This window comes from Paenisporosarcina sp. NPDC076907, from assembly GCF_050269735.1.
Taxonomy (GTDB): domain Bacteria; phylum Bacillota; class Bacilli; order Bacillales_A; family Planococcaceae; genus Paenisporosarcina.
The window spans coordinates 901,354-920,552 of the sequence record NZ_JBNNIX010000001.1 but is presented as its reverse complement, the minus strand read 5'-3'; the positions used below and the strand labels follow the sequence as shown (position 1 = coordinate 920,552).

General features: G+C 39.1%; 20 protein-coding genes. 4 read left to right on the top strand and 16 right to left on the bottom strand.

Going from position 1 to position 19,199, the window contains the following annotated elements:
- Positions 1 to 71: 71 nt before the first annotated feature.
- Positions 72 to 530 carry a VanZ family protein gene (locus ACQKEV_RS04495; RefSeq protein ID WP_427443752.1) on the bottom strand — a complete coding sequence of 153 codons (459 nt, stop codon included), beginning with the start codon at positions 528 to 530 and terminating at the stop codon, positions 72 to 74.
- A 128-nt stretch (positions 531 to 658) separates the two neighbouring features.
- Positions 659 to 865 carry an alpha/beta-type small acid-soluble spore protein gene (locus ACQKEV_RS04490; protein ID WP_016428168.1) on the bottom strand — a complete coding sequence of 69 codons (207 nt, stop codon included), beginning with the start codon at positions 863 to 865 and terminating at the stop codon, positions 659 to 661.
- Positions 866 to 1,148: 283 nt separating this feature from the next.
- On the opposite strand from ACQKEV_RS04490, the gene ACQKEV_RS04485 reads away from it, so the two are divergent.
- Entirely contained in the window at positions 1,149 to 1,832 is a 684-nt protein-coding gene (locus ACQKEV_RS04485) for a hypothetical protein (RefSeq protein ID WP_427443750.1), read from the top strand.
- A gap of 219 nt (positions 1,833 to 2,051) precedes the next feature.
- Here ACQKEV_RS04485 and ACQKEV_RS04480 read toward each other — a convergent pair whose 3' ends face one another.
- Complete coding sequence (locus ACQKEV_RS04480; RefSeq protein WP_427443748.1) at positions 2,052 to 2,837, bottom strand: general stress protein; 786 nt, start codon at positions 2,835 to 2,837, stop codon at positions 2,052 to 2,054.
- A 158-nt stretch (positions 2,838 to 2,995) separates the two neighbouring features.
- Between ACQKEV_RS04480 and ACQKEV_RS04475 the strand changes: the two genes are divergently transcribed.
- Positions 2,996 to 3,184 carry a hypothetical protein gene (locus ACQKEV_RS04475; RefSeq protein WP_427443746.1) on the top strand — a complete coding sequence of 63 codons (189 nt, stop codon included), beginning with the start codon at positions 2,996 to 2,998 and terminating at the stop codon, positions 3,182 to 3,184.
- A 62-nt stretch (positions 3,185 to 3,246) separates the two neighbouring features.
- Here the strand turns inward: ACQKEV_RS04475 and ACQKEV_RS04470 are convergent, their stop codons facing one another.
- The gene (locus tag ACQKEV_RS04470; RefSeq protein WP_427443744.1) at positions 3,247 to 4,191 is read right to left on the bottom strand and encodes a GGDEF domain-containing protein; all 945 of its coding nucleotides are present in this window, start codon (positions 4,189 to 4,191) and stop codon (positions 3,247 to 3,249) included.
- Positions 4,192 to 4,205: 14 nt separating this feature from the next.
- The gene (locus ACQKEV_RS04465; RefSeq protein WP_427443742.1) at positions 4,206 to 5,006 is read right to left on the bottom strand and encodes an alpha/beta fold hydrolase; all 801 of its coding nucleotides are present in this window, start codon (positions 5,004 to 5,006) and stop codon (positions 4,206 to 4,208) included.
- Between the two features lie 350 nt (positions 5,007 to 5,356).
- Between ACQKEV_RS04465 and ACQKEV_RS04460 the strand changes: the two genes are divergently transcribed.
- A complete protein-coding gene (locus ACQKEV_RS04460) occupies positions 5,357 to 7,102 on the top strand; it encodes a metallophosphoesterase family protein (protein ID WP_427443740.1) in 1,746 nt (581 codons plus the stop codon).
- 176 nt (positions 7,103 to 7,278) lie between these two features.
- Here ACQKEV_RS04460 and ACQKEV_RS04455 read toward each other — a convergent pair whose 3' ends face one another.
- The 3 genes from ACQKEV_RS04455 to ACQKEV_RS04445 all read right to left on the bottom strand — a co-directional run bounded on the left by ACQKEV_RS04455 (position 7,279) and on the right by ACQKEV_RS04445 (position 10,497).
- Positions 7,279 to 7,422 carry a hypothetical protein gene (locus ACQKEV_RS04455; RefSeq protein ID WP_427443738.1) on the bottom strand — a complete coding sequence of 48 codons (144 nt, stop codon included), beginning with the start codon at positions 7,420 to 7,422 and terminating at the stop codon, positions 7,279 to 7,281.
- Between the two features lie 68 nt (positions 7,423 to 7,490).
- Positions 7,491 to 9,338 (bottom strand): putative bifunctional diguanylate cyclase/phosphodiesterase, encoded by a 1,848-nt coding sequence (locus ACQKEV_RS04450; RefSeq protein ID WP_427457741.1) that lies wholly within the window; start codon positions 9,336 to 9,338, stop codon positions 7,491 to 7,493.
- 208 nt (positions 9,339 to 9,546) lie between these two features.
- Entirely contained in the window at positions 9,547 to 10,497 is a 951-nt protein-coding gene (locus tag ACQKEV_RS04445) for a bile acid:sodium symporter family protein (RefSeq protein ID WP_427443733.1), read from the bottom strand.
- 173 nt (positions 10,498 to 10,670) lie between these two features.
- On the opposite strand from ACQKEV_RS04445, the gene ACQKEV_RS04440 reads away from it, so the two are divergent.
- Entirely contained in the window at positions 10,671 to 10,856 is a 186-nt protein-coding gene (locus ACQKEV_RS04440; RefSeq protein ID WP_427443732.1) for an H-type small acid-soluble spore protein, read from the top strand.
- Between the two features lie 162 nt (positions 10,857 to 11,018).
- On the opposite strand, the gene ACQKEV_RS04435 is transcribed toward ACQKEV_RS04440, so the two are convergent.
- From ACQKEV_RS04435 to ACQKEV_RS04400, 8 genes are all read right to left on the bottom strand, one after another.
- On the bottom strand, positions 11,019 to 11,372 hold the full coding sequence (locus ACQKEV_RS04435; RefSeq protein ID WP_427443730.1) for a hydrolase: 354 nt from the start codon (positions 11,370 to 11,372) through the stop codon (positions 11,019 to 11,021).
- Positions 11,373 to 11,618: 246 nt separating this feature from the next.
- Positions 11,619 to 12,869, bottom strand: a complete 1,251-nt coding sequence (locus tag ACQKEV_RS04430) for a S1C family serine protease (protein WP_427443728.1) — start codon at positions 12,867 to 12,869, stop codon at positions 11,619 to 11,621.
- A 65-nt stretch (positions 12,870 to 12,934) separates the two neighbouring features.
- Positions 12,935 to 14,116: a S1C family serine protease gene (locus tag ACQKEV_RS04425; RefSeq protein WP_427443726.1), complete on the bottom strand. Its 1,182-nt coding sequence runs from the start codon at positions 14,114 to 14,116 to the stop codon at positions 12,935 to 12,937.
- A gap of 418 nt (positions 14,117 to 14,534) precedes the next feature.
- Complete coding sequence (locus tag ACQKEV_RS04420) at positions 14,535 to 15,065, bottom strand: divergent PAP2 family protein (RefSeq protein WP_427443725.1); 531 nt, start codon at positions 15,063 to 15,065, stop codon at positions 14,535 to 14,537.
- Positions 15,066 to 15,784: 719 nt separating this feature from the next.
- Entirely contained in the window at positions 15,785 to 16,267 is a 483-nt protein-coding gene (locus ACQKEV_RS04415; protein WP_427443724.1) for a metal-dependent hydrolase, read from the bottom strand.
- 231 nt (positions 16,268 to 16,498) lie between these two features.
- Positions 16,499 to 17,146 carry a hypothetical protein gene (locus tag ACQKEV_RS04410; RefSeq protein ID WP_427443723.1) on the bottom strand — a complete coding sequence of 216 codons (648 nt, stop codon included), beginning with the start codon at positions 17,144 to 17,146 and terminating at the stop codon, positions 16,499 to 16,501.
- Between the two features lie 47 nt (positions 17,147 to 17,193).
- Positions 17,194 to 18,756, bottom strand: coding sequence for a fatty acid--CoA ligase (locus ACQKEV_RS04405; protein WP_427443721.1), 1,563 nt, complete (start codon positions 18,754 to 18,756; stop codon positions 17,194 to 17,196).
- Positions 18,757 to 18,888: 132 nt separating this feature from the next.
- The gene (locus tag ACQKEV_RS04400) at positions 18,889 to 19,047 is read right to left on the bottom strand and encodes a hypothetical protein (protein ID WP_427457738.1); all 159 of its coding nucleotides are present in this window, start codon (positions 19,045 to 19,047) and stop codon (positions 18,889 to 18,891) included.
- Positions 19,048 to 19,199 lie beyond the last annotated feature (152 nt).

Genomic DNA, 19,199 nt, shown 5'->3' with positions numbered 1-19,199 from the left:
AAAAACATTGAAAACAAATTACTTTTATGGTTCGTAATTTTCGGTAGTCGAAATTAATTGCATGCTCATTTTTATCCTGATAATCCGTAAACTTTTTTTGAATTAGAGGTCGTGACCAATAACTTACATATGAAAAATACAATGAGAATGCCAATTAGATCAAATCCCACATCAAAAAGTCGCCCATTTCGTTGAAAAAACAGCTGCAGAATTTCGGTGAAAAATGCAAAGATACTACACAAAATAAAAGCATATCCAAACTTCTTTATTGTAGCTAAAAGGAAAAAGTACAATAACCCAAAAGCAGAAATGTGACCAACTTTTTGGATAATAAAGAACTTTTCATGGAGATGAATTTCATGTGTAATAAGCAAGTCACTAAAATTTGGTGATAGATCTAACTGAAAACTGATGGCCTGCTCGTACAAAAAAGCATGTGCATCTGCTGTGCAGCTGGCCACTAAAATGGTGACGATCCAGAAAAACAGTAAAAGTGGTGCAAGAAGCAAAGAATCTGCACATCCTTTCATCGAGAAAACTAATTGAAACTGAAAATAAGGGAAAACTACTTTAGCTAGTAAGAAGGTTGACCACAAAGACCTTTTGTTATTCGCACTAAACAAATAAAAGCCGACAGAAGAATCTGCCGGCCCATGTTTTATGAATTTTGATTACCTCTTAATTGTTGTTGGGCTTGTGCTACTAATCGCTTAGTGATTTCTCCGCCAACGGAACCGTTAGCACGCGATGTAGCGTTTTCGCCTAGTTGTACACCAAATTCTTGTGCAATTTCATACTTCATTTGATCCAAAGCTTGTTTTGCACCTGGTACTGATAATTTGTTGCTTGAATTGTTGTTTGCCATGTTGCTCACCTCCTTGTTGCATATAGAATGTTCCTTTTTTAAAAAATCATACAAGGTGGTTATATATTTTATTTGATAACGAAGTTTTTTGCCCTGAACTTGCAGGAATCGCAGGGTTGAGAACTCGCTTAGTTAAAAAAATGAAGGATTAGTTGAAGTCACACTTGAAAAAATTTGAGGCTTAATAGGAATTGAATTTATACTAAACTTAGTAATAATCTTAAAAGCCTATATTTTCCCCCTCTCCTTCCATATATATAGATAGAGATTGGAGGGAATCTTAATGAATAAAGTAATGTTCACTGTTTATGAAAGCTACAACAACATATTTAATCCACTTGAAAAATTGACGATGATTTTTAGGTATATTAAAGTATCCAATTGGAAAAATCGTTTAATTATTTCCAGTTTGCCAGCCTCATTGTTAATCTGTCTCTTCTTGTTTTTAGCCGACTATTACATTTTATCTGCTGTTACAATTTTTACGGGATATTTAGTTTACGCCTTATTTGACTCATATCTAAAGCATGATATCTTACAGAATAACGCCATTTATAAATTCAAAAAAAATTATGATGAAGAAGTCGCAGTCTGGTTTCATATGCTCGAATATAAACTTCAAATATCACTAACTGATTTGGATAACATTCTGATACTTGAAGAAATTGTTCGAAATGAAATCGAAAATGTTTCGAGAAAAAAATCGTTCGGAACCCGCATGAGCACATCCATACAGATCTATTTATTTCCGGTATTGACCTTTTTAGGTGGTATTCTTTTATCCGGATCTATCACGCTTGAATATCTAGATATTGTTATTTTAGGAACCGTATGGTTTTTCCTACTCCTAGCCATCATAAACGTACTCGCACAAACAATTTTTGACTTCTCCAGCATCACAAAGCTTCGGGATATTTTATCCTTATTTTTGGAACAAAAACTAAAAATTATTTCCTCACAGAAATAAATTGCTTCAATAATTTTTTTTTCCATCAAGTACGCAGCTAAACGAGATGATCAAAGCTTTTAAAGATGAATGGTAGTTTATGTATAATTGCAGACATGTTCGAATAACCCCTAAACATTCGCTCGCTAATTCCAGTTAACACAACTTTACTGAATTAATTTTTCAATAAACAAAAACAACCTTCTGGCCAGTGCCAGAAGGTTGTTAATTTAACATTATTTAGATTGTTCTTCTTCGGACAACGATTTCGCCTGTTACTACTTTTTCTTTTATTACTTTTACACGTTCTTCAATAATTGGTACACGAATTAATTCTTCATCATCGGTCTCAATTGGCGCAGTAAAACTGTCAAAATAAATATGTTCGACATAGACTTCGTCTTTTTTTAGTGGAGAAAAACTGGTCACTGCACCTTGAGCTGCCGCATCACGTCCTGGTACTAGTTCATCCTGAATCGGATTTAGTGAATGCTGTAGATTCTGTCCATCCATATGGTTTGTTTGGTCCTGATCCGCAAACCTTCTGCTTCTTGAATGAGAAGAAACGTGACCGTTCTCCCCAGTCATTGCGGTTTCATAATACTGCATGGATTGTTCCTCATTCGCATAGCCCGCATCACTTTCATCCGAGTAAGGCTGATGTGGTGCATTTTCATTCGCTAAAACTACCATATCACCCTGTTCAATTTTCCGTACGTAAAGACCGACTTCATCTTCAGATACACCAGCAGATTTCAACACGGACGCGACGCCTGAATGCTGCGTATCATAATCCAATGCATAAAATACTTTGCTGAATATGCCTGTGCCTTGTGGTCTCATATTTCCTTCTTCAGGAATATCTTCGAGTTGTACTCCTGTTTGCTGTGCAATCGCTGAAGCCCGTGTATAATCCTGTGCCAGCACGAAAATCGAACTTTCATTGTGACCAAGCGACTTCAATTTATCGATTTCCAGCATGACTGCCTCTTCGCTATTATAAATTCCAACTACTCGCTTATTCATACGTGTTTCCTCCTCTTGTTCAATCATTCCTTGTCCTTTTTCTACCCTTTCTCCCCCTTTTCGTAAACCCTTTCAACTTGCATAGAAAGGAAGATGTTCTTAAGAGCTCGTGAGAATAATAAAATAATTGAAACGCCACACTTTACAAGGAGGGACTTATGAATGAAGAAAATATCACTTCATTAGTAAACGTACTTCGAGACATTCATACTGAACTGTCCCATATCAGCGATTCCTTGCATACTTTAGCCCACCATCCCCCCATCACCGATAAAAGTTTGGACGGGATGGAAGAAAAATTAAGACGCATTGCTGGTTTTCTGGAAGACATCTCATACAAAAGATGAAAGACTTTTTAAGTACACAAAAAACCCACTAGACAGATTCAATTTCTAGTGGGTTTTCAAATTCAGCTGACAGACACGCGATTACGTCCTGCATTTTTAGAAATATAAAGCGCTTGATCTGCTTTGGAGTACAAAGAACTTGGACTGTCTCCAAACTTATAAGATGTGACGCCAATACTGACTGTAACTCTCTTTTGAGCCCACGGTCCATGATCGACATTTAGGCGAATTCGTTCAGCAATCACTCGAGCACTCTCTTCGTTCATTTTTGGCAACAAAATCATAAACTCTTCTCCGCCCACTCGAGCAACAATATCATTGTCCCTTGTTTCCCTTAAAAGCTTCCAAGACAACTCTCTCAGCACAGCATCCCCCATCGGATGACCATGAGTATCATTCACTTCCTTGAAATGGTCGACATCAATCAGCAAAAGTGAAAACATTTCATTTTCCGAACTCTTCGCCAACTCTATAAATTCCATAATTTTATCTTGTAAGTACCGTCGATTCTTCAAACCTGTCAACGGATCTGTCAATGCAAGCTCCAGCAAATCCTTATTCAAATCCAACAACTCCTGTTGTTTTTCTTCTACTTCTTTCAGTAATTCTTGTAACTGTTTATTGGCTTCATCCGTATCGTGAAGAACTCTCTCGGCTCTTCGTCTCGCCATCAAAAGCTCGTTTTCATATTCATCCCGCACTTTCATTTGGACCATTACACAGGCATATCTATCTTGTTGTTTCACTGCGTTCAGTAGTACCGGAATTTGATGTTCTTTCGCTTTCAAAGTCAAATACAGTTCGTTCACTTTTCCGTGTACAGTAATGGAAGGTGCAAAATATGTCTGAAAATAGATTCGAGAAGGGGTCGTCAAAATGTCGTGTAAATGAACAGGCGAGTCTTCTACACCGAGCATATCTCGTAATGTTTGATTCATCTCTATCACATGAAAGCTCTGATTCATCACTAAATAACCACAAGGTGCTAAATTTAACTGTTCTTCCATTACAACGTCTCCTCTCACTTCTTTAAATACGCACTTATGCAAGCAACAGTTTCTTCAGGATAACTGATATGGGGATTGTGACCCGTCGCTTCCATCAGTACAAACTCACTAGACGAAATATTTGTATGTATATATTGGCCAACTTCCACTGGCGCAATTGCATCGTATTGTGTTTGTAAAATCAGCGTTGGCGTCTTTACTTCACCAAGTACATCCCGAGAGTCTGAAGTGAACGTTACTTCAGCAAACTTTCGTGCAATGTTTGGATCGTTTGAGCACAACGTATTTTCAAAACTCTTTGTCATGTCCGGCTCGGCAGCTACACCCATCGCCACTGGTGCCAAATACTTGGCCCACTCCTGATAATTGATTTCCATCATATCCAGCAACGCATCAACGTCTGATTTCTCAAACCCTCCGGTATAACCTGGTTCATTTAAATAATGAGGAGACGGACCGATCATAATCAACTTCTCCATTAAATCAGGTCGCTCAATACTCGCCAACGCACCAATCATCCCGCTTACTGAATGGCCTACAAATGCAATGTTCTTTAATTCCATCTCATCACAAATATCGATAATATCTTGCGAATATCCGCGCAATGATTCGTATCGCTCTACCGAATAAGCCTTTTTATCACTGTTGCCTGAACCGACATAATCAAACAGGACGACACGGTAATCTTTTGAAAATGCTGGCGCCACATCACGCCATACGGACTGGTCACACCCGAAACCATGTGCAAAAACAATCGTTTTTGTTCCTTCACCGAACACTTTGACATGATTCCGTACAACGATTTCATTGTTCATCTAATCAATTTCTCCTCCAACATACATCACTTAATAGGTTTATTCTACCATTAATTTTAACATGATATAACAACTAACTATCTATTATATCAACTTAAGTATTTTGGGTTACGATAATTTTCATATTTATATAGTGCATTAGTGCAACGTCTATCTTTGTAAACAAAAGAATAAACTCCTTTCATCCCACAACAATCCAGTTGAAGATACAATTTCAGCCGACATCCACACTCTCCAAATAAATGACACACTTTAGAAATAATCTACACAAAGCATTTAAACGTACGTAATGGATCCTTCATAGTAGCTTGATAAACTTATTGCAGAACGAAAAAAAAGGAGTGAAACAAATGAAATGGAATAAAAAATTTTTGACACTGTTAACGATCGTTTCCTTAACCGTTCCAGTTGCTTATGTAAATGCGGTATCAAGTGTAGATTTGCAAGATGGCGGTATCGGGAAATCAACTCATTTTTTAGATCAGGCACCAAATATAGCAATTGATCCAAAAGTAGAAAATATTATTTATCCATTACTTGCTACTCCCGCAATCAAAAAGAAAGGGACAAGTCTAACTGTACAAGTTGATACTAAAGGTAAAGAGTCATCCGGCTGGGATGTGAAAATCAATCAAACTCAAAACTCTGGTGTTGAAGGTGAGTTTTCATTACCAGTCACACATGTGGAAAAAGGCTCGTCTCATTGGAAAGAAAGTTCTTCCATCTATAACGTGACAGTTTCCATACCAGATGACATTGCAGAAAATTTATATGATTTGGAAATTAACTATACCGCAAATGGAACTCGTGTAACGGATGAGGAACCTAACTCCGTAAAGGTAATCAATGAGTTTAAAAAAGATTTCAAATTTATACACTTAACCGATATTCATGTTGGTTCACCAAGAAATATAAATGACCCAGCGAACGCAAAGGAAGCAGGCATGTGGAATCCCGACGAGTCCAAACGCTGGCTGTACTTACAAAAAACAATCAATCAAGTAAACTTGCTGAAACCTGACTTTGTTGTGATGACAGGTGATTTAATGTTCGGTCAAATGAATCCACAAGAGTATATTTACGAGTATGAAGAAACTTATCGCATGTTAAAGAAATTAAATGTACCTGTTTATATCGTTCCAGGGAATCATGATTTTTACGCACAAGATGCCACACTTGCTGATGGAGCAAAATACTGGGAACAATATTTTGGACCCCAATACTTTTCATTCGATTACGGTTCTTACGCGCATATGATTGGTTATAATTCGTTCGATTGGAATAAATTTGATCGACAAGGACATGGCTCCCTTTCGGTTCCAACGTGGGGTGGACAAATCCGCGATGAGCAATTGAACTGGATAAAACAAGACTTAGCGAAAAACGGACAAACCGCTTCCGAAAACCAAGTAAGAGGATTATTTTCACATCACAACCCAATTTGGCGTGACAAAGATATCTGGCCTGCCAGCGATCCAGAAGTGGGAGAATACTGGAAAGAATACGACACACAGCATAATCCACAAAATCTTTCGACGTTGGTTAAAGGCGAAAAGCTCGGATTAAAGTATGACCAGCAATGGCATGGCGAAGGTGCACTTGAATTGATTGAGATTATGAAACAGAACAAGGTAAATATCGCGCTTCATGGCCATACCCATATTGACAATATCACGAATCAAGATGGTATTTTATACTCAACAACAGCATCCATTGAACTTTCAGCGATGCCTTGGGTAGGATATCGCGTATTTCAAAAAGAGGTAGACAAGGCAGATTTTAATTCTTATATCTATGAAGGACCAGATCGTTCAATGCCAGTCTATCAAAATGGAAACACGTCAGCAGGAGTAGTTTCATTTGAAAATAAATTTGCCCTCCCGAATGATGGAACACAAGTCACACAAACCGCAACCGTAACTAACCGCTTAAATAAAGAAATCTCGGTAAATATCCCATTTTATATGAAGCCTGGAAATTACAAAGGAACGAATGGGCAGATTGTAGAAAACAAATTATATGGAACGAAACAGTTGATTGAAATGAAAGTGATAATTCCAGCCAACAGTGTAAAAGAAGTAAAATTAACAAAGTAATTTCATTAATTTCCTTTATAGAATCTGATGCATAAAATTTAAACTGAACGTACAAAAGCAACCTAACTACCTAGGTTGCTTTTTGTGTGTATTGATGTTTGTGATTCCAAAAAAATGGAACCCAGCAACTTTCTGCTGAATTCCACTTTTTCTAATTATCAATTACATGTAAAGACTCACTTGCCAGAATTTCTAGAAGGCAAACCTGTAATGTAGCCGACGCCTCCTGTTTCTTGAATACCAATTGCCTCTTTCATCGTTTCCTCTAGCTTACCTTTATCGACAGCTGTAATGTCGATGACGAATGTTACAAATTCCACATATTACATAAGGCACCTCAATGCACTCAAAATAAAAACACTCCCAGCATTATGTACTGGAAGTGTTCCTAAATTTTCTGTGAAACAGTTAAAAATTCTGCCTCGAGTTGTTCGGGTCGAATCGGTTTACTGAAAAAGTATCCTTGCCCCATTGGACAATCCAACTCGTCAAGAAGATGGAGATGTTCCTCTGTCTCAATTCCTTCTGCCACAACCGTGAGATTGAACGTTTTTCCTATTGAAATGATTGTCTTTACAAGGGAGATATCCTTACTGTTATCGATTAAATCCCGAATAAACGATTGGTCAATTTTTAATGTATCAAAAGGCAAATTCTTCAGCATGCTCAGCGAAGAAAATCCTGTACCGAAATCATCAATTGAAATTCCGACTCCCATTGCTTTCAATTCATTGATTTTTGACATGACCAACTCAATATTTTCGATTACGCTTTCCGTCACTTCAATTTCCAGATATTTAGATTCTATATTGTAAATAGTTAAACATGACTCGATAAAAGGTATGAAATGAAAATCTCTGAATTGACGTTGTGATACATTCACTGATACTTTTACCACAGAATGCCCTTTATCCTGCCATTTCCTCATCTGAGATAAAACATCGTTGATAACCCATTTGCCTATTTCATTAATCAGCCCAGTATCTTCAGCAATTGGTATAAATTCCATCGGTGGTACCAAACCGAGAATTGGATTGTCCCATCTTATTAAAGCTTCAATTCCCGCAAGCTTAGAAGTATGTAGATTGAACTTTGGTTGATACACCACATAAAGTTCTTCATTTCGAATCGCTTTTCTAAGTTCATTTTCGATCTGAGTTCTTCTCTCAAGTTGCTTTTTTAAAGTCGTATTGAACCATTTGTATGTATTTTTGCCATCCAGTTTTGCGTAATACATCGCGGTGTCTGCCATTTTAATTAGCTCATTCATATCTTCCGTATGTCCCGGACTGCAGCTGATGCCTATACTCGCCGTCACAAAAATTTCATTGCCTTTTATGTAGAAAGGCTCTTTTATGTATTCACCAATGTCCACAGCGATGTTTTGAGTATATTCCCTATCACCTTTGAGAATCACGACGACAAATTCATCCCCACCCAAATGATACACTTTGACGATCTTATTACTGAAGAAATTTAATCGTTCTGCTACTTCTATTAATAATTGGTCTCCTACTTCACGTCCCAACGTATCATTAGCAATTTTAAAACGGTCCAGGTCAATGAATAACACCGAAGTCTCCAAAGAATTATCGGCAAAGGTTTCGAAATCATAATTTAACTTGCGGCGATTTGGAAGATGGGTTAAATCGTTATGTTCCGCTTTGTATTTTCTCATTTCTTCATACAGCTTTTTCTTCGAAATATCACGAATGATAACCAGTATTTTCTGCGTTTCATTTAACAAGGACATAGTGATTTCAAGTGGAAATGTAGAATTATCACTCTTGACCCCAGTTGCCTCAGATCTAACGTATCCATTTTTTTTAATTTCGGCAAAAAGATTTTCATGGATGTGCTCAATAGAATCTACTGTAAAAAGTCTTTCCCAATGTGTTGATATTAGATCTTCTTTGCGATACCCGTATAACCTAGCCAATTCTTCATTTACAAATTCATGATTTCCTTCTTCACTCATGATTCCAATCGCATCAAACGAAGAATCCAATGCGTATGTATAATCAAGCAACGCGCTTTTAGTTAAATCAAAATTTATCTTTGAATGCAAATACTTATCGACCTGTAATCCAATCATCCATCCCAAAAACAAATAGATTGGGAGTGCAACGAGTTGCCATATAGAATCAGTTCCGGAATTGAGCAAGCTGATTAAAAACAGTAACAGTACACTTGTCGATATTAAGACCCGCCATTTAATCTGCTTAGAAATACCCATTCACCCCAATCATGTATAGACTTTTATCATAATTCATTGCAGTGATAAAAGTCTATATATTCTCGCAATTAAGTAATTTTTAAGGGGTTTTTCTAAAAAAATGGCCGTTCGAAAACGGCTAACCTTCTAAAAATATAAAACTCCATCCCTTCGACCACATGATTAGTAGCCGCTTCGAGTGAGTAATGTTGATTTAATTGATATCCTATTACAAATTCTCAATTTCCCTGTACCGCCGATCAATCCATATCCCAAAAACCGAAGCCAAGGTCTGTTGAAAAAGCATACCCATTACCACTGGCACTGCAACTGCTGCCGGAAAATAGGAAATAGCCAAGACTGCGCCAGCACTAATATTTCGCATGCCGCCATTGAATAGTAAGGCAATGACTGTTTCTCTATCCTGTTTGAACAACTTTCCATAATAAAAGGAAAATAAATACCCGCTACACGCAATGAAAAACACGACGATGGCAATAACAATCAACTTCCCACTCACGTTCAGCAAATACGGCGCGACAACCGCTCCATTCAACATCACCACGAGACCCATACCTATTTTTGAAATAGGTGCAAGTTGCTCACTGAGAACTTGCACAGTTCTTCCTTTCATCAGTTGATTCAACATCATCCCGGCAATCGAAGGAATCACGATCATTAAAATTAATCCTTGGGTCATACTGAAAACATCCAACTCTACGTTTCCACCGACCAACAACGACATGGTTAATGGCACAAATAATGGTGACAACATCGTATCAATCAAAATAATCGACAATGACAACGCGATATTCCCTTTATAAATGGCAACCCACACAACACTTGAAATACCAGTCGGAATGGCCATCGCCAAAACCAAGCCAGTAATCGTGAACATATCATCACGAAACACCACGTGCCCTATTCCTAACGCCCAAAGCGGCATCAACACATGTAAAAAAAATAGTGCAATTACTAACGGTACTGGCGATAGCAATGCTTGTTTCATCGAAGCAAAACTAGAATTTAAACTGCCTGCAAACGTCATGAAAGCAAAAATCCAGGGAATCAATCCCGAAAAATTGAATATCCAATCAGACAACAATACGCCAATCACTAAACAAACTGGAATGAAAAACGCCATTATTTTTTCAAGCATTTTATTGATTTTATTTAACATGCAACCAAATCCCCTAAAAAATACGAAGTCTTTACCCATTATAATCCTTCCTACTCTTTCGTGTCCCTAAAAAAATCAATTTTAATTTTTTTCAAAACCTCACATGATAAACGCCATTCTAACCCAAACTAATTCAAACTGAATAGGCAATTTTTCATCAAGGAGGAATGCAAGTGGAATTGAACCGCATCAAACAAATCGTCAACTCGCCAAATGAAATCGATGTCACTTACAACGGGGTCTCCGTCTGGATTGACCAAGTTCATGAAGATGGCAAACTCGCAACTGTCCATCTACGTCGCTCACTAGAAGAACGCTCACATGTCGAGATCGCCGAATTAAAAGAAGAAGTACATTAATTTCAACCCCTGCGGTATATGAAAGAATCGTCTCCATCATTCCATAAAACAGGCGGCTGAAGATACAATTTCAGCCGCCTCCCCACGTTCTCCATCAAAAAGAACCCAACAACTTAGAGTTGCTGGATTCGATTATCTTCTTTTACTACCAATAACATTTTCTCATCGATGAGGCTGATAATCACTTGGATTGTCCGACTTGCGTTCAGTCAGAATTCCCATCTCTTCAATATGTCTTCTCGCTTCATCATTACCTAACTTGTAAATAATCGAATAAATGACACGTTGAACCGCATCATGATGAGCATTTCCAGGATCATGGCGATAATCAATAAACGGAATATGAGCGTCAACATACGTTTCCATATCCGTTTCATCCTTTACCGCAAAGGCCTGTCGCAGCGCTTCAGCCTCATGCTCAGTTGCATGAATCACAAAACTCGTGCTCTCCAATGGCTCGAGCAAAACACTCTCAGCCATCACATCAACATAATACGTATTTTTAACTTGTACCATTCAGAATCTCCTCCTGACATTTACTAATTCTCTACCCCCTCCCCCTCAAATAAAACATAAAAAGCTATGATTAGAATCTAATATAAGCTGTTACAACAGCTCCCTACACATGAAATCAAGCACATGTTAAGAGAGTTGGAAGACAATTCATTAAATCTTAAACAGATATTAGCCTCATTTTGAATTTCCCTCTTAAATCAACAGCAAAAAAAGTGCTAACTCCATTGTGAAGTAAGCACTGTTTAACTAACGATCAACAAAGTCCGTTATTGAATAATAACCATACTGATCCATGACAATGGTATAGTCTCTTTCTCTCTTAATAGTAGTGGTCTTTCCATCTGGTTCTATAAGGTTGAACTCTTCCTGTACGCATACAAGAGCATGGTCGTTTTCAATCACAACGTTTAAAGCTTTACTAGCAATAAAATTAAAACGTACTTCTTTCCCTTTATATTCAACAATATGAGGTTTCAATTCTTCGTAAGCAATACTTCCAGGCTCCACTCTCTCTTCAATAAAGGCGAAATTCCCATATTCCACTGCCGACTCATAATCAACCAGAAAATCTTCTGCAAAATCCTTTAAAGTGACTTCATCAAATTCGTAGTCGTCCTCGTACGCATATTCAAAACTTTCATCAAAAAGATCTTCATGTGGTTTGAATTTAGCCACTTCTTCTCTCGACATGGGAGAAGATGCCCATTGTTCGAGCTGTGCATACATAGCATGTGCCGGTATAGAGAATCCGATTGATTCATCTTCCGTTAGAAACGCGGTATTAATTCCAATCACTTTGCCAGTATTAGCATCCACTAAGGGACCGCCGCTACTACCAGGAGACGTTTGTGCATCAAATTGATAAAGGTCTTCGTATTGATAGCCTGCGTCAAAATCCCTGTCCATACCAGCTACATATCCTATCGATGCCGAATTATCAAAACCATAAGGGCTACCAAATGCAATAATCTTCGTACCGATTTCCGAAATTTTCTTATCCATTACCAAAGGCTTTTTGTCTTTGTATTCAACTACTTCTAGTAATGCCACATCAAACTCGTCGGAAATACCAATTACGCGACCTGTCGTAATGTGACCCATGAAATCTCTTAGCCACACTTCCGTAAAGCCCGCCACGATATGGGCACTCGTCACAACCGACCCTTTTTCATCAAATAAAAACCCTGACCCCATGCCTGTCTCGGTAGAAATGGTATATACGCTGGGTTGTATTTCTTTAATCAGATCCGTTTTATCATTCTCCGTCACATCAATATTTTCAGAAGCTAATCCAATACTTGCCTCTGACATGGTTGTAGAAGAAAAGAAAGTGTTCAGCGCCAACCCTAGTATGGACAACAACACTACTGATAAAGTGATGATGAAGTATTTGATTTTCGTCTTCGATTTAACTTGTGTCGCTTGTAGCTTTAGTCCGCAATCGAAACAATGTTTCGCATGCTGCTCATTTTTTAATCCACATCTCACACAAAACATTCCCGTACCCCTCACTGTCAAATCTCCTTACTACTATCAAACAAGCACAGCCACAAAAAATCGGATTAATAACTTGAAATTTTTGTTATCGTATAGAATCCATATTCATCAAAAATGATCGTATAGTCTTTTTGCTTCTTAAAGGTAGACCGTTCTCCTTGGGGACTTATGCTATCATAAACTTCAACAGCATTGACAATGGCATGGTCATTCTTAATCACGACATTTGTTACTTCATTCGAAGTTAATTCAAATTTAGAGCCGTTCCCTCCAATTAGAACGATGGCCTCTTCTAATTTCTGATAAGCCTCACTATCTTCACCTAGCATGTCTATAATGTAATAAAAATCTTCTTCCTCGATTGCTATCTCATAGCTGCTGCGGAAATACTGCACAAAATTCGTAAGACTGGATACTTCAAAGATGCTTTCAGAGGCGTCCTCTCCAAATTCAAAATCCTCCTCATCGTCTCCAGATGGCACAACTTTTGCCACTTCTTCCTCAGTCATCGGAGAATTTGACCATTTTTTCAGAAGCACTTCCATTGCCGAAATAGGAATGGCAAACCCAATCGTGTCATCCTCAATCAGCAGACCTGAGTTTATGCCGATTACTTCTCCCGTTTTAGCATCTAGTAAAGGTCCACCACTACTTCCCGGATAAATCTGTGCGTCAATTTGATAGACTTCTCCATAGTTATAATCTGTATCTTCTAAAGTTCGGTCGAGTCCCGTTAAATAACCAACTGATGCCGAATTTTCCAACCCCTGTGGACTTCCTAAAGCAATAATTTCAGAGCCCAGCTCCATGAATTCATTGCCAATGGGCAATGGTGTTTCACCTTCATATGCATCGACTTGAATCAAAGCGACGTCAAAAAACTTAGAAATACCAATGATACGCCCAGGAGTGTCCTGTCCAAGACTATTTCGGACGGTAACATCCGTAAAACCCGCCACTACATGAGCATTCGTCACAACAGTTCCTTTTTCTTCAAATAAAAACCCAGAACCCATACCATCATCTGTAAAAATGGTGTAGACGCTTTTTTGGGCTTTTTTAATGATGTCCTTTTTATCATCATTATTAGCATGTTTTAAGACACTATTAGTGAAAGTTGCAGGTAACATCGCCACTTTCTGAGTATCATCCAATGTATGAAGATACCCGTATCCGGCTCCCCCGATTATCAATAAAAACACGATCATCCCAGTCAGAATAATCCGATTCTTTTTATTCGTTTTCACCTGGTTCTCTTTTATTTGTTCTTCACAAAGTAAACAAATTATTTCTTCTCTTTTATTTTCCACATTGTACACAGAACATTTCTCTATCCCTCACTGTCAAATCTTGTAGCCTTCATCATACTATTTACACAGCTAAATAGACATACATTTTGTCGGAATAGTATGTTAATATATTACCTTAATACGAAATTTTCCTGTTTAGCGCACAAAAAAACGATCGAAATAAATTTTCAATCGCTCTTCTAAATCTATTTATCTTTTATAAATAAATGAATAGACCAACTCGTCCACATCAGCATTTCACCTTCCCCGTTTCACCTAATTTTTCCATTTATAAAGGTAATATCTTCATCGTATCAATTAAAAAAGGCGGCCGAAGATGATCCATCTTCGACTGCCTATAGTTCTAATATTCACGTCAATCCCAGGATACCCTTTCTGGTACCTCCAATTGTTTTCCGTACTTGCGATTTCTACGGCGCTCGTCGTTCTCGAGCTTCGCTGCAATAAGACCGTAAGCAACTCCAAACAAGGCGCCACCTAATACTTCAATAGGTTGATGACCAAGAAGCTCTTTCAGCTCACCTTCACGTTCCGTATATTGGAAGCTTGGGAAGTCGCCAGAGAATGCAACCAATTCATCTTCTAAATCATTTACGAGCTGTGCAATTTCACCCGTATGACGTCGAATTCCTTGCGCATCATACATAACGATAAAGCCGAAAACTACTGCAAGAGCAGTTTCAGTATGACGGGTTCCTTTATTAGCTGCGACATATGATGCTAATGCCGCTACACCTGCTGAATGAGAACTCGGCATGCCACCCGTTTGAATCAATGGTCGCCAATCCCATTTGCCTGTATTTCTCTTATGTGTAAAAACTTTTAATCCTTGTGCAACACCAATGGCAGATAATGCCGTAACAATTCCACGATTCATTTTTTTCATTCTCTTCACCCTCAGCTTTTTGTCATAATAAAACACCTTAAAATATTCTTCTTCCTTTTATTACCCCACTTGCTTATTTTTATTCGTTTTACATTTAAAAATGTTTCGTTAAAAATTGCAATTTCAAATTGAATTTTAAATAGACGCAGCAAATCTAGAAAAGCGAGATGTGATTGTGCGTGAATATAGGGGTTAGATTGAAAGAAAGTGGGTTCAAGTAGATAGAATCGGGGTCCAGGTAGAGAGAAAGTGGTTTTAGATTGACAGAAAGTGGTTCCAAGGTAGACAGAATGTGGATCCCGGTAGACAGAATTGAGCTCCAGGTAGACAGAAAGTGTATCCAGGTAGACAGAAAGTGTATCCAGGTAGACAGAAAGTGTATCCAGGTAGACAGAATAGGGTTCCAGGTAGACAGAATAGGGTTCCAGGTAGACAGAATAGGATTCCAGGTAGACAGAATAGGGTTCCAGGTAGACAGAATAGGGTTCCAGGTAGACAGAATGGCTTTCCAGGTTGCACAAATTGATTTCAACACTACTTGCTCAAGTCAACGAACTGGATTAGGATTGCACGCTATGCGTTGCAACCCTCTTTATGTCACCTTCTAATCGAAAATGCCCTGAGTTCATACTTTATGGAGTTCCGAGTAGCACCAAATCACTTTTCCACCAACAAAAAATGAGAGAACTGACTCGACTGGTCAGTTCTCTCATTATCCCTTATTGTAAATAAACTCCAAACGCCTCATAACCGAAATACACGGTTAGAACCGACAGTGCGGCGAAAACAAGCGATTCCACTGTGCCACCCGTTCTGGTCGTCAATGGGAAACGCACACGAATTTTAAATGGAAACAGTAACTTGATGCCGTTTCGGGTCATCATGTCCAATACCAAATGACTGACCATCCCTATCAAAATTCCCTCAGTCACTGCTTCATTCGTCACAAATGATTTCAAGAGAAGTGAAATAATTAATAAAAACAATAAGCTGTGCGTGAAAGAACGATGTCCAAAAATTACATTGATTAGTTTCGAGATCAAAGGAAATGTACGTCCGATTTTACTTCCTCCGTGACAAATATCCGGAAGAAGCGCACCGATTACTCCTGCACCTACCAACAGTACGGGATCGTAACTGGTGAATTGTGCGTAAGCAAGACTTGCTGTTAAACCGCCTATGATGTGTGTCTTTCCTGTCATGCTATTGCTCCTTTTTCATTGGTTACCATGCAGGGACGCAAATAAACATATTTCGTCTTTGCCCTGCCCCAACCTTTTCAACGATTACTTTACACCAACCCTTTTCCTAGAAACAAGCGGCTGAAGATTCATTTTTATCTTTTCCATCCAAAAACGTATTTTTACTATCAAATGCAAAAACGAGTCGCTGAAGATTTACTTTTCAGCGGCTCGTTTTTCTTTATCTCCATTTTATTCACCTACACGAAATACAAGCATATTCAACCCATCTGTCAAATCCAAAGTGAATTCGTATTTCTTCCCATTAAACTCCACTTTATACAATCCATCCTTATCGGTTGCAAACGGAATTTCCCCTAAGTATTCATTCGCCTGCGAAACCGATACTTCACTATCCACATAACTAACAAACATGCTCATTGAATGGAAAATGGCACTTCGATCCGCGCCAGCTATTTCATATCCAATTAGTTTCATTTCAGTAATTTCTTTGGTTTCATTATCAATTGTGTATTGTAGACGAATACGTAAAGAAGCTTGGAACTCATGAAAAAAAGTCGTGAATTCATCATTTGAAAGCGACTCATCTTTTATAATGCGAGATGCATCCAACCTGAACATAGGATACGTCTCTATGAAATCAGTTGCTGTAGCGTTCCATTTTGCCGCCTCATTTTCAGCATTTGGTAGCCTTTCCAGCTGCACCACTTTTTCAGGCTCTTCAACTACAGGCACCTCTTTATCTTCCTTGACAACGGTTCCTTGTACTTTTACAGTCTCTTCTTTTTTAGCCACTCGATCTAGCGCAAAAAAACCGACAAACAGCATACTCATACTCATTAAAATCCCAACAACAATCGTCAATGTTTTACTTTTCACAGAATTCCCCTAACTGTTATTCCTTCCCTGTATCGCCAGACTAAACATTACATAGGACTGACACTTTCCACTCGCTGTTCCCTCAACAGGAACTTCTGTATTTTTCCACTCGCATTACGCGGCAGTTCATTCACAAACTGATAATGTCTCGGACGTTTATAGCCTGCCAATTTGTCGTTTCCTTTACAGAACTGTTCAAGCTCATCCGCAGTAAGCGCCGAATCATTCGTTACGATAAACGCCATTACTGATTCTCCCCACTTCTCATCTGGAATCCCGAGCACCGCTACATCCTGCACCGCCTCATGTTCGTGTAACACATCCTCCACTTCACGAGGATAAATGTTTTCCCCACCACTAATAATCATGTCGTCCACACGGTCCGCCACATACAAATAGCCATCCTCATCCATGTAACCTAAATCACTGGAATGATACCAGCCTTTATAAAGCGCCTTTTCAGTTGCATCCTCACGATTGAAATAACCAGCCATCATGCAAGGACCTTTCACAATGATTTCACCCACTTGACCCGGTTTCAAAATCGCATCCGGCTCCGAAGGTCCATCCTCATTCGGCTGAACAATACGAATCTCATGATTGTACGCGGGTTTCCCGGCAGAACCCACTTTCGTCAGCTGCTCATCTTCCGCAAGAAACGTAATCGCCGGCCCCATCTCCGTCTGGCCATATGCCTGAATTAAATCGATTCCCAAAACATCTTTCACTCTCTTAACAAGAACAGGAGCCATCGGTGCAGCGCCATACAACCCACGTTGCAACGTTCCCACTTTAGACGCTGCGCCTTCCTGGTCCACCATCATGCTCCACATCGTAGGAACGGCAAACATCACGGTCACTTTTTCTTTTTCAACCGTATTAAGAGCCACTTGTGGATGGAATTGATGCATAATCACACTCTTCGCACCTGCCTGAACACGCGGAATCACACAGCAATGCAGCTCCGCACAATGGAACATCGGTGCTGTCACAAGCCCCACATCATTTTTCGTATACCGCAGCACAGCCGTGCAAATAAGACTTTGCTCCGCCATATCTCGGTGACGATGAATTACGCCTTTCGGTCGCCCCGTCGTCCCACTCGTATACATGATGGCATACGTATCCATTTCACTCACTTCCACTATCGGTGGCGTTGACGGGGCACCGCCAACTTCCGCATGATAGTTTTTCGCATACTCAGGCGTCTCTTCATTAATAAACCAGAACTGAATATCGGGAAACTGTGACTGGATCGCCGCCACTTGATCCTTCAAAGCCTCTTCAAACATCACAACTTTAGGCTCGGCATCATTTAAAATATATGCCACTTCCTCCGACTTCAACCGGAAATTGATTGGATTAAATATCGCCCCGATCTTGGCACACGCAAACAAAGTAGTCGCAAGCTCACTCGTATTGAACAAAAACGTCGACACCCGGTCCCCTTTTCCAACACCTGCCGAAGTCAACGCATTCGCCAAACGATGCACCTCGTCACGCCACTCCCCATACGTCCAACGCTGTCCCCGCTTCAAATCCACGAGCGCCTCACGGTTCGGAAAATTGCTCACCGTCTGATCAAAAATTCTCCCTAAAGTCGCATACATCGTCCCATCCCCCATCGCAATGAATGTTCATTCATTTCATTTTGTCAGAAAACATAGAACATTTCAATAACTTTTTAGTTTACTAAAGAATCGTCACTCCATTTAGCAAAATGTGCGGCTGAAGATACAATTTCAGCCGCCTCCTTCTCTTTCTAAAGGCACTTCTCCCATTTCCAACAAAAAGCTGTGTTGTCCAACTAAGATCGCTGTTTGTCCAACGAAATTGTCATATTGTCCAACGAACTCTCCAAAACATCCAACTAAATTGCTGTTCATCACTTCTTTTACCAAAATACCACCAAGCTACAGCTGGTGGGCCATTCCAATGCACTTAAAACCTTGATTGGGGCTATTCGCTACGCTCGGTAGCCTTTTCTTTTCGTACCCAAAAAGCTTGGATGCCTTATCCTCTGCGCTTCTAAGAAAACCAAAAAGAGAATCTT